Source organism: Pantoea wallisii (assembly GCF_002095485.1).
GTDB lineage: Bacteria > Pseudomonadota > Gammaproteobacteria > Enterobacterales > Enterobacteriaceae > Pantoea > Pantoea wallisii.
Genome location: NZ_MLFS01000053.1, coordinates 18,537 through 30,237, shown reverse-complemented (window position 1 = coordinate 30,237; position 11,701 = coordinate 18,537). Strand labels below are relative to the sequence as shown.

The 11,701-nt window shown below is 56.5% G+C and carries 7 protein-coding genes and 3 pseudogenes; 3 read left to right on the top strand and 7 right to left on the bottom strand.

Annotation, left to right across the window (positions count from 1 at the left end; genetic code table 11):
* From HA48_RS17010 to HA48_RS16985, 6 genes and pseudogenes are all read right to left on the bottom strand, one after another.
* Positions 1–866, bottom strand: a pseudogene (locus tag HA48_RS17010) (amine oxidase); the annotation flags it as partial.
* Between the two features lie 476 nt (positions 867–1,342).
* Positions 1,343–1,729 (bottom strand): VOC family protein, encoded by a 387-nt coding sequence (locus HA48_RS17005; RefSeq protein WP_128602376.1) that lies wholly within the window; start codon positions 1,727–1,729, stop codon positions 1,343–1,345.
* A 57-nt stretch (positions 1,730–1,786) separates the two neighbouring features.
* On the bottom strand, positions 1,787–2,482 hold the full coding sequence (locus HA48_RS17000) for a helix-turn-helix transcriptional regulator (protein WP_128602375.1): 696 nt from the start codon (positions 2,480–2,482) through the stop codon (positions 1,787–1,789).
* Positions 2,475–3,799 (bottom strand): annotated as a pseudogene (locus HA48_RS16995) (MmgE/PrpD family protein). Before HA48_RS16995 ends, HA48_RS17000 begins: the two are co-directional and overlap by 8 nt.
* Positions 3,796–4,947 (bottom strand): amidohydrolase, encoded by a 1,152-nt coding sequence (locus HA48_RS16990; RefSeq protein WP_128602374.1) that lies wholly within the window; start codon positions 4,945–4,947, stop codon positions 3,796–3,798. The pseudogene HA48_RS16995 and the gene HA48_RS16990 overlap by 4 nt, the downstream one beginning before the upstream one ends.
* Positions 4,944–5,489 (bottom strand): GNAT family N-acetyltransferase, encoded by a 546-nt coding sequence (locus HA48_RS16985; protein WP_128602373.1) that lies wholly within the window; start codon positions 5,487–5,489, stop codon positions 4,944–4,946. The genes HA48_RS16990 and HA48_RS16985 overlap by 4 nt, the downstream gene beginning before the upstream one ends.
* A 297-nt stretch (positions 5,490–5,786) precedes the next feature.
* Between HA48_RS16985 and HA48_RS16980 the strand changes: the two genes are divergently transcribed.
* Together HA48_RS16980 and HA48_RS16975 are read left to right on the top strand one after the other, a co-directional pair.
* Positions 5,787–6,857: an iron-containing alcohol dehydrogenase family protein gene (locus HA48_RS16980; protein WP_128602372.1), complete on the top strand. Its 1,071-nt coding sequence runs from the start codon at positions 5,787–5,789 to the stop codon at positions 6,855–6,857.
* 33 nt (positions 6,858–6,890) lie between these two features.
* Positions 6,891–8,188 (top strand): annotated as a pseudogene (locus HA48_RS16975) (LLM class flavin-dependent oxidoreductase).
* Between the two features lie 185 nt (positions 8,189–8,373).
* Here the strand turns inward: HA48_RS16975 and HA48_RS16970 are convergent.
* The gene (locus HA48_RS16970) at positions 8,374–8,775 is read right to left on the bottom strand and encodes an H-NS family histone-like protein (RefSeq protein WP_128602371.1); all 402 of its coding nucleotides are present in this window, start codon (positions 8,773–8,775) and stop codon (positions 8,374–8,376) included.
* 685 nt (positions 8,776–9,460) lie between these two features.
* Here HA48_RS16970 and fhuE point away from each other — a divergent pair.
* A complete protein-coding gene (gene fhuE, locus HA48_RS16965; RefSeq protein WP_128602370.1) occupies positions 9,461–11,653 on the top strand; it encodes a ferric-rhodotorulic acid/ferric-coprogen receptor FhuE in 2,193 nt (730 codons plus the stop codon).
* The last annotated feature ends 48 nt before the right edge of the window (positions 11,654–11,701 follow it).

Genomic DNA, 11,701 nt, shown 5'->3' with positions numbered 1-11,701 from the left:
CTGGTCTCCGCCAGCAGCAACGGGCGGTGATAGCGCTGTGAGAGCTGGCAGAGCATCTGATGCAGGGGGATGCGGCGCGCATCGCCAAGATGCCACGCCAGCCGCTGTCCGCTCGTCGCCAGCCACTGGTTGCTGTGATAGTAGTTGGCACCGATGAGATCGAGATAGCGCGGTGCACCGCCAAGCTCGGGCGCCTGCAGGCCTGCCAGCATGTCCCAGGCCTGGAACTGCGCTGCGTGAAGTGAAGCTGCAAGCTGCCGGGCCGGTTCGCTCTCATCGTCTGCCACCAGATGAATGATGGGATCGCTGTGCAGGAAACGCGCCCGTGGATCCGCCGCCAGTATCGCGTCGCACCCCGCCAGCGCGGCGCGCACCAGCTGGCGCTTCACCTCATCCGGCCCGGCGTGACCTGGGTTACCAAACAGGCCGACCGAGATACCCCAGGCGAAAAAGGAGATCTCGTTGATCGGTGAGTAGATAGGCGCCGCGTCGTAAAAATCCCGGAGAAAGTGCGCGATTTGATGGCAAAAATCGGCGAAACGCGGGACAAAATCCGCTGAGAACAGCGTCAGCCCCTCCGGCCAGCCGTAGTGGCACAGCGTCCAGTTAATCTGTATGCCCTGACGGTGTGCTTCCTCCATGTGCGCCTGCAGGCGGGTGAACAGGGTTTGCGGATGTGATGTCGCGCGCCGCCAGCCAATACTCTCCCGCACCACACGCATCTCAAATTCAGCAAGCGCTGAATAATCAGCCGCATAACAATGACTGTGGGCGGTCAGCGCGTTCATATCGAGCGCAATACCTGCAGGATTAATATGATCGGCACCCTCATAGCCGGCCTGCCAAAAACTGGAAAAAGGCGACATGTAGCTCTCCTGGTTATTTCAGGAAAAAAGCATCGTCCCTGCAAATTTCAGCAGGGCCAAAGTAAAATAAAAAGTTGCAATTAAATCGTATAAAAATTGCCGTCTTTTGTGCCGGACAGCGCAATGCCGTAACGCGGGAAGGGAGTAAGGCGTTACGGCAAGATAGCGGCAGAGATTTTCAGGAAACTTCAGGAAATTATAGTGTGGTTAAAGCGTTACGCAAGTGAGTGAAGTAAAAGGGAAAAAGCCCACCGGTGGCAGTGGTTTATAACCCGAGCGTTAAAAATTGGCTAGCGTGTTGAGTTATTTAAAGAAAGGCGGGAAATAAATTCCCGCCAGATTACATCAGCCGGTTAAATATAAACGTTTTGCAGCAATTAATAACCGGCTGGGTTAGTTAATCGGGTTGTGTTATTTATTTAATCACGCATGTCATTATAAGTCTGCACGCTTATCTGCGCGCCGGGAAAAGAGTGTTACGCTTCATCCAGCTGCAGAAAACAGACGCGCAGACGATGCCCGTCTGCATCAATCACGCTAAAGGTATAGCCAAAATCCATCCGGACCGGCGTCTGGAGTACGGTGATTTCGCGCAGCATCGCCCATTCGTGATACAGAAAATCCACATCGGCCTTACTGGCGGTTTTGAACACCAGCTCACCACTGGCACTGCCGGTTTGCTGATGAACAACGGGTTGCACTGTGTATTTCGACCAGATACCCAGTTTAAAACCGCCAGGGAAGATAAACATGGCAAAGGTGGGGCTGAGCTCCGCGGGTTTCATATCAAAGAGCGCGGCATAAAAATCAGCACTCTTCAGCACGTTGTGGACGTAGATAATGGTCATGTTAGCGGTAAGCATGGTGTTCTCCTTGTGTGTTTACCGCTGCAGAGTAAGGCGAACGCGTGACAGAATTTGTCAGGAGTCTATCGGATGACGCAGATTTTGATACTCGCGCCAGCGTTTGAGCAGCTGATGCCGCGTGCCGGGATAGTGTGTTTCGGTGACTCTCACATCCTCTATGCGATCCACGCGGAAATTGCGGAACGCCTGGCGCAGCTCACACCAGCCACACAACAGGCGTACCTGCTCGAAATAGCCAATAACCACGGGCCACACGGTACGCGTTGAGGTGGCCTCCTTGAGATCCCGGTAGGTGAGCTGAATCTTTGTACGCTGATGAATCGCCTGCCGGATCTCGGGCAGATGCTTCTCAAACACCGCTTCACCGCGTGAGGCGATCAGGAAGGATTGATGATCGATGGCGTGGGTCAGCGGATCGGGCACCACGGCATGGATTTTCGCCAGCGCGTGCTGCGCGGCCAATTTCAGCTCAGCATCCGTGTGCCGGCTGACCCAATTGAGCCCCAGCACCAGCGCATCAATCTCCTGGCGCGAAAACATCAGCGGCGGCAGGTGGCCATCTGACTTCAGCAGATAGCCAAGGCCGGCGCTACCCGCGATATCTACGCCTTGCTGCTGCAGGCAGAGGATATCGCGGTAGACGGTGCGCACGCTGATGTGCAGGTGATCGGCCAGGCGCTGCGCCGTCACCGGGTAGCGGTGGCAGCGCAGTAGCTGTAACAGCGCTAACAGCCGCTCTGTTTTAGTCATGATTGCCGCTTAATAGCTGGCTGAGCGTCGCGACGTCCGCCGCGCTTTTCAGTTCGCAGCACTGCAGAAGCTGTTGCTGACGCGCAGCGGTTTCGTGGCGTAATGCCGCATGCAGTTTAGCCGCAACATCAACGCCATCGGCCAGCGATTGCTGCCGCGTCCGGCGCTGCTGCAGCTGCACGCCGTCGTTTAACGTTAAGGTGACCTGATGAAAACGCAGCGCCGGATTAAGCGCATCGGGCGGGGCGGAGGCATCCGGCATGCGCCGCACTTTTGCCGCCAGCGGCATAACCGCCGGGTTAAGATCGCCTTCGGCAAAGTCGGCCAGCCGCAAATCACCGTAAATCAGCATCGCAGCGATGACATACTCCAGGCTAAAACGCGCTTCGATACCATTAACGGGCACGCGTATGGCAGCAGCAATATCGCCGCCCGGCGGGAAGGCCACGCCGATCTCGCGGATGCTGCTCAGCAGCGTATCCAGTGGCTTGCCGCTGGCCAGCCACCGATCGCGTAGCATGCGCGCGGCTTCGGCGGCACTGTGCGTACCCGCACAGGTTGGGAAGGGTTTGAACTCCAGACCTGGCGATACGATGCGCCACGGCTGGCCCCAGCTCTCCAGCAGTTTCTCTGGCTGCGCCTGCCCGTTGCTGCTGGCAGTGAGAAAAGCCGTCAAAACGCCATCCTGCTGTCCGGCCAATCCGGCCAGCGCCAGCTGCGCGGCGGTGATGGCCCGTTCAGCCGCAAAGCCGGCATGCAGAGGTTTAACCGCCGAACCAAACTGCGCCCGCAGGCCGCTGGCCTGCGTAGCGGCGATGCCGAGCAGCGTGGTGCAGGTTGCAACGTCCGTGCTGATTAACCGCGCCAGCGCGGCGGCGGCGGCCACGGTGCCGAGCGTAGCGGTATTATGATAGCCCAGCGCGTAGTGCTGCTGGCTGGCGGCCAGGCCAAGCCGCCCCGCCACTTCAACGCCAATCGCATAAGCATCCAGGAGCGCCTCTGCGGTAGTGGCGTGCTGCAGCTGCCAGGCGAACAGTGCGGGCAGAATCACCACGCTGGGGTGACCACGAAAATCAGCATGGAAATCGTCATAGTCCAGCGCATGAGAGGCGTAGCCCAGCAGCAGCGCCTGCGATCGCAGGCTGCCATCGTGATAGACGCGGCGCAGGCAGGTAACCCGCTATCGGGTACGTGACCCTGTAACACCGGCCAGCTGACGGCGAGAAAATCGCGCACCCCTTCTCGCGCGGCATCGCGCGCCTGAGTATCCGGCTGGCTATGGAGAATATGTTCAGCCAGCGCGATGGTCAGATTCATGGCTGCTCCAGGCTGTGAAGCGCGGCGACAGCAAGCTGCGCCAGATAGCGTGATGTCGGGAGCAGCACTGCGTCATTGATGCGAAACGCCGGATGGTGCAGCGCATAGGGCTCCCCGGTGCCAATCATCATAAACGCGCCCGGCAACTGCTGCTGATAGAAGGCGAAGTCCTCGCCAATCGGGCTGGCTTCTACTACGCGTGCCTCAAAGCCACTGGCCGCAGCCTGCTGCAGGGCAAAATCGGCCCAGTGCGCATCGTTAACCACCGAAGGCGGACCCGCGTGCCAGTTAAAGGTGACGTCAGCAGCAAACGCCGCACCCATGCCTGAGACAATCTCACGAAAACGCTGCTCAAGCCGCTCGCGCGTCTCCTGCGAAAACGAGCGCACCGTGCCCTCCAGCCAGGCGCTGTCCGGGATCACATTCCAGGTGCTGCCGCTGTGGATCTGCGTAATCGATACGACGGCATTATCTGCTGAAGGGGCATTACGGCTGATCAGCGTTTGCGCCGCAGAGACGATTTGCGCGGCGATGACAATCGGATCGTTACCCTGATGCGGTTTGGCCGCGTGGCTACCGATACCGTTAATGTGGATCTCAAACCGATCAACCGCCGCCGTCAGTGGACCGGCTTTGCTGCCAATCACGCCCGGTGGTAGCGATGGATCGTTATGGATGCCAAAAATGGCGGCGGCCTCGCTAAGCGCGCCGGTGGCGATCACATCGGGCGCCCCCTGACCGGTCTCTTCTGCGGCCTGGAACAGAATACGCACGCGTCCCGGCAGTGATGCCTCCTGCTCTTTAAGCAGAATAGCGGCACCTAATGCGGCAGAGCTGTGAAAATCGTGGCCGCAGGCGTGCATCACACCCGGGCGTTCGGAACGAAACGTGACGTCTGATTGCTCGTCGATGGGCAGCGCATCAATATCCGATCGCAGCACGATCAGCGGACCGCTCTCCGGCCCGACTTCGGCCACAAGCCCGGTTTTCAGGGGCAGATCCAGCACGCGAATCTGGTGCGTTTCCAGCTGCTGGCGAATGCGGGCGGTGGTTTCAAACTCCTGATTTGAGAGCTCCGGGAAACGGTGCAGTTCGTGGCGGAAGGCCACAAGATACTCGCCCAGTGCGTGTTCAGCCGATTGGCTCATGCCTGATCTCCTTGTCGTGCCGGCTGACGCGTCAGCCACGCCGTATGCGCGGTGTCATCCAGCACTTTCTTCATATATTGAGTAATATGGCCTTTGCCCAGATTGGTGGTGTGCATCAGGGTAAATCCGCGCTTTTTGTACATCTCAATCAGCCAGGGATGGTTGATAGCGGTGCCGAGCGAGACCGCTGGCGCACGCAGCTGCTCTTTCAGGATCAATTGCTCCAGCCGATCCTGTACCTGGCGGCCATACTGCTGGCCAGGATAGTCCGGATGGGCACCAAACCAGCCAATGTGGGGCAGGCCAAACGGGCCAGGCAGCGGACCCCACGGATAGCGCACGGTCACGGACGATACCATTACGCCCTCGGCATAGAGCGCATAGACACCGTGGCTCTGCAGGTGACGCAAGGTTTTTTCGCGATCTGCCGTCGCAGCATCAAATTTAATTCCCATCGCCAGCGTAGGCGCATAGGCTGCATGCATCAGTGCCTGATAGGTCTCCACCTCATCCAGGCGAACCTGACGAAACTCAAGTGACATAGACATCCCCGGTAAACGCCGCCTTGCGGCAAATAGCACTCTCAGGAGGCTTAACGCGCTTCAGCCGCCCCCCGTACGTTATGGATGGTGCAAGATTATCAGTAATGCCGCAGGCTGCTATATGTGAAAAATGACTAAGCTAATGCAAATTTGTGAAAATGAAATGGCGGCTTTTCCATTGCTTAAATCCTTATTTACCGTAGTATGCATAAATTCGTTAGCGCTATAACTAAATCGTATTAATCCTCTGAAATATAACAACTTTGTTATGGCGTTTTTCCTAATCAGGGTGACAACGTGTTAGCGATCAAATCTCCGCGTGCCTATGCACATGAACCGGGACTGCGTGCGCGCACCGGTGAGTTTATTAAGCCTTACGCTACCCATATCCGCATCTTGACCTCTCCGCGTGCCTGGCAGGCGGTTAACCCGCAGCTGACGCAGAGCCTGAGCGAAAACGGCATCCGCTGGGAAATTGAGTACCTGACCGGTGAGTGTACCGATGCCGCCATTGAGACGCTGAAGCAGAACGTTGAACAGCAGCAGGCCGAACTCCTGCTGGCGATTGGCGGCGGGCGCGTGCTGGATGCTGCTAAAGCGGTCGGTAGCCAGCTACCGGCGCTTAAGGTGGTCAACTTCGCCACCGTGGCCGCAACCTGTGCGGCCTGGTCACCGATCGCCATTATCTATAACGCGCAGGGCGGCCATCTGCGTAGCCAGCCGCTGGGCAAAATGCCCGATCTGGTGCTGGTGGATAGCGAGGTGATCGCCAGCAGCGATGTGCGCTATCTCAAAGCCGGTATTGTGGATGCGCTGGCGAAGTACTACGAGTTCTATCCTTATCTGCGCAACAATCCTGACGACCTGGCGCTGGACCTGAAGGTGATGACAGCGCAGCGCGCGCTGGATGTTTTCCGTGAGCTCGGCGCCGCGGCGGTCAGCGCCAATGCACAGCAGCAGGTGACACCGGCGCTGGTCAAAGTGATCGATGCCTGTATTGTGCTGGCCGGGCTGGCGAACAGCGTGCGTGACGTTCTGCCCACCCCGGGTTTTGCCCATGCCATCCATAATCGTCTTACTCACCAGCCTGAGCTGCACCACTGGCTGCACGGCGAAAAAGTGGGCTTTAGCCTGCTGGTGCAGTCACTGGTTGAACATAGTGGCGTGCCGGATGCTGAGCTGCTGGCGCTGCTGCGTCAGTACGATATGCCGCTGACGTTAGCGCCGTTAACCGGCGATCGTGCGGCGGCCATCCGTACTCTGGCTGAACAGATAAAATTCCCTGCGGCCAGTGCTGAACGTCTGCCATTCCGTATTACTGCGGATGCGTTAGAGCAGGCGCTGCTGGCGACGGAAAATACCTTTTAATCTGCATTTACCTTTTATTGACCAGGAAAAATTATGGCTACTTCATCAACGCGACGCATTCGCTTAGGGCTATTTGTTCAACCGGTTGGGCAGCACGTTAGTGGCTGGCGTCTGACCGAACATCTGGGCGATCCTACGGATATCGACTGGCTGATTACGCTCGCGAAAAAGGCGGAAGCCGGTAAGTTTGATCTGTTCTTTGTCGGTGATGCGCTGGCAACCAGCATGTACCGTCTGCCGTCCACCATGGCGCGTCTTGAACCGCTGACCATGCTCTCTGCACTGGCTGTTAATACGCGTCGCATTGGCCTGGCCGCCACGGCATCCACCACCTTTAGCGATCCGTTCACCATGGCGCGCAGCTTCTCATCGCTGGATCACATCAGCCGCGGTCGCGCCGCATGGAACGTGGTGACCTCATTCTCTACCGACGTGGCACGTAACTTCAGCCGCAGCGATATGCCAAATCACGCCGAGCGTTATGCGCGTGCTCGCGAGTTCCTGGAAGTGACCAATAAGTTGTGGGAAGGCTGGCAGGAGGGTGCGGTACAACCCAATAAAGAGACCGGCGCCTACTTCGTGGATGACAAAATTCAGGCTATCAATCATGAAGGCGAGCATTTCCAGGTGCAGGGTCCGCTCAACATTACGCGTTCGCCGCAGGGGCGCCCGGTGATCATTGAAGCCGGCTCCTCCGCCGATGGTCAGAAACTGGCCGCCGAGACCGCGAGGTGATCTTTACCGCTGCTGCCAGTCTGGAAGAGGCGCAGGCGTTCTACCGTTCGCAGAAAGATCAGGTAATCGCCGCAGGGCGAAATCCGGAGCATGTGGTGATTATGCCGGGCGTCATGCCGATTGTCGGACGCACACGCGAAGAGGCGAAAGCGCTGTGGAAAGAGCTCAACACGCTGGTGGATATCGAAAACGGTCTGCGTCAGCTGTCGCTGCGTTTCAGCATGGATCTCAGCCAGTATCCGCTTGATGGACCGGTGCCGGAGGTGCCACTGGGCGAAGGCAACCAGAGCCGCGTGAAGCTGATGACCGACATGGCGAAACGTGAAAATCTGACGCTGCGTGAGCTGGCGGCTATCGCGGCAGGTTCGCGCGGCCACCGCGTGATTGTCGGTACGGCTGAGGATATCGTCGATGACTTCGAGCTGTGGCTGAATGAGGGCGGTGCGGATGGTTTCAACATCATGCCGGCGATTATGTCAGAGCAGCTTGATCTGTTTGTTGAGCTGGTGATCCCGGAGCTGCGCCGTCGCGGTCTGTTCCGCGATGATTATGAATTCGCTACGCTGCGTGAGAATTTAGGTTTGCCGGTGGTGTAACGCAATCGCATGTCGCACCGGTGCACATGGCGGCCCTCCGGGTCGCCACTCCGGTACCGATGCCACATTCAGCTTCTGGAGTGGCGACCCGTCAGGGCCGCCAGTTCGCTGCCAGAGCGCCAATGCTAAATACAGCAAACAAGTGTGTGCGAATTAACCAAATGGAAGGGATGCTGTAACCCGGATTAAATCAGAAAGTCATCCAGAGAGCCGCCGGCATCGATGGCTGATTTAATTGGTGATGGCGTACGGCCCTGGCCGGTCCAGAATTTCTCCTGACCATTTTCATCAATAAACTTATATTTTGCCGGACGCGGCGCACGACGCGCTTTAGGCTTAGTTTCTGCCTGGTTTAATTGCGCCAGTTCATTAATATCAATGCCGTCATTGCGCAGCATCTCTTTATATAACGCCAGCTTCTCTTCTTTTTCACGCTGAGCGGCATTATCTGCGGCAGCTTCTTCACGGCGTTCGGCGACCACCACAGCGAACTTTTCCAGCATTTCGTTTAAAACCGCAACCTCAATATCACGCGCCTGGACACGCAGTGTACGAAGATTGTTCAATGCCTTAAGTGCATCGCTCATGAATAAAACCCTTATTACTTATATGTCGGAATGGAAAGCGCGCATGATACGGTATTTTTTTTCAAATGAAAATATTGGGGGAATAACAGAATTGTCCGGAAAATACCATTCAGTGAGTAATGTTCAATATCGCTCATAATAGCCTGGCGGGCAGGGAAGATATAAAGCACTCCTGCCGCATATATTAACGTCACCCTAATGTGCTTATTTTACATACGGCAATATGGTGCGCGAAACGGCATCAATAATAGCCTTAACAGATGGTGTTTAATCGCGCTCCGGCTTATCAAAAAAGCCCTTCCGCTGACATCAGCGGGAACCGTGCCGTTAATCGACCGGGCAACAAACTCTTTAACAATCACAACGTTGCTATCTTTACCTGCGTGATAATTGCCAGTAAAAACTCTTTCCTGCCGGTTAACCCTTGAAGAACAAAGCATTTATCTAATTGTAAAGCTTCCGGAAGTCACGTAACAATTTCTTGCAATCGCAATCTTAATGCGTATATTTCTCATTTGCTTTCTTAACGGCACTTTAGCTGCTGTTCTGTTTGCGCCAGGAGGGCGCGGTCGGGCGTGTAGCGCAGCCTGCCAGGTTTCTCAGCACGTTATTGGATGGCAGGAGCCAGCAGACGTCAGCGGGTCCGCCGCCATACAAAATAACGATAAGTTGATTGAGGAATATTATGTCTTTTAAAGATATGCGCGTCAGGGAAGCAGGCCGTGTGCCGCAGCGTGCGCTGCGCCTTTCACTGCTGGCGATGCTGGTCACCTCGGGCATTGCGCAGGCGGCTGAAACGCAAAATAGCGAACAGACTCTTACCGTTGATGCCAGCGCCACTTCGCAGCAGGATCAGGCCGCTTCAGATTACAGCGTGCCGGTGACCCGCGCCGGCACCAAAATGGCGCTCACCGCGCGCGATATTCCGCAATCCGTTACCCTTGTCAGCAAGCAGCGCATGCAGGATCAGCAGCTGCAATCGCTGAACGATGTCATGCGTAATACCACCGGCATTAAGGGCGTCTCGTCCGATATGGACCGCACTAACTACTATTCCCGCGGTTTTATCATCGACAACTACATGACCGACGGTATTCCGACCACTTTCGCTTCGCGCTGGAACCTCGGCGATGCGCAAACGGATACCGCGCTGTATGAGCGCATTGAAGTGGTGCGCGGCGCGACGGGCCTGATGACCGGACCGGGCAATCCCTCCGCCTCTATCAACATGGTGCGCAAGCACGCCGACAGTAAAGAATTTACCGGCAGCCTTGAGGCGGGTTACGGCAGCTGGAACAAGCAGCGTTATGTCGCCGATCTCTCTGCGCCGTTGTCAGCTGAGGGCAATGTGCGTGGGCGTATCGTCGCTGGTTATCAGGACCGGAACAGCTTTATTGAGCGCTACGGTGCAGACAAAACCTTCCTGTATGGCGTTGTAGATGCCGATCTTACCGATGCCACCAAACTTTCGGTGGGGTATGAGTACAGCCAGATCAACACCGACTCACCGATGTGGAGCGGCTCGCCACGCTGGTATACCGATGGCACGCAGATCCACGCCCGTCGTGGCTACAATACGGCGCCGGATTGGGCCTATAACGACAAAGAGTTTAAAAAGCTCTTCGTCAATCTGCAGCACAACTTCGATAACGGCTGGAACGTGACGCTGAACGGCACGCACGATGAGATGGTGCTCGACAGTAAGCAGCTGTATCTCGATGGCTACTTTGATAGAAACACCGGCGCAGGCGTATCCTCGTATGCCAACTATCCGGTAGTTGGCGGAACGGGCTACAACACCGGTAAGCGTAAAGTGGACGCGGTGGATGCCTTTGCCAGCGGACCGTATGAGCTGCTGGGCCGTCAGCATGAGCTGATGCTGGGCGTCAGTTACAATCGTCAGGATAATAAGTACTACAGCGCGTGGGCCAATATTTCGTCCGACGAGTTGGGCAACTTTAATAACTACAACGGTAATTTCCCTGAGACGAACTGGAATCCGCGCGAGCCGGCTTCCGATACCCAGCTGGTCCGGCAGAAATCGGCCTACGTTGCCACGCGCATTAACCTGGCCGATCCGCTGCATGTGATCGTGGGCGCGCGCTATACCAACTGGAATCGTCAGACGTTAAATGCGGAGCTGGAGAAGAACAATACCACGCCATACGGTGGTGTGATTTGGGATTTCTATGATAACTGGTCAGCTTATGCCAGCTATACATCGGTATTCCAGCCGCAGGACTATCAGGATGCATCGGGTGCTTATTTATCACCGGTCATCGGGAAAAACTACGAAGTGGGCGTGAAGTCAGACTGGTTCAACAGCCGCCTGACCACTACTGTATCACTGTTCCGCTCTGAGCTGGATAACGTAGGTCAGAGCACTGGCCAGACTAACCCGGAGACCGGCAGCGCTATTTATGTCGGTAAGAAGGGCGTCGTGAGTCGTGGTGTCGAGTTTGAGGTTAATGGCGCATTAACCGATAACTGGCAGATGACGTTCGGCGGCACATCGTACGTTGCGGAAGATGCCGATGGCGAACGCTACAACTCACAACTGCCACGCACCTCCTTCAATCTCTTCACCAGCTATCGCCTGCCGATGCTGGATCAGCTGACGCTCGGCGGGGGCGTTAACTGGCAGTCGAAAACATACAGCGATGTAGGTGGACCGGACGGAAACGGTACCTGGCGTGCGCGCCAGGGCAGCTACACGCTGGTGGATCTCTTCGCCCGTTACGACGTCACAAAAAACCTTGCGCTACAGGCTAACCTGCACAACCTGTTCGACAAAGCGTACGATGAAAACGTCAGCAACGGCGGCATCGTTTACGGCGAACCGCGCAACTTCTCTGTCTCTGCGACGTATCGTTTCTGATACTCCGTCACCCGCCGTACTAAAGGGTTCCCTCTCCTGCGGGAGAGG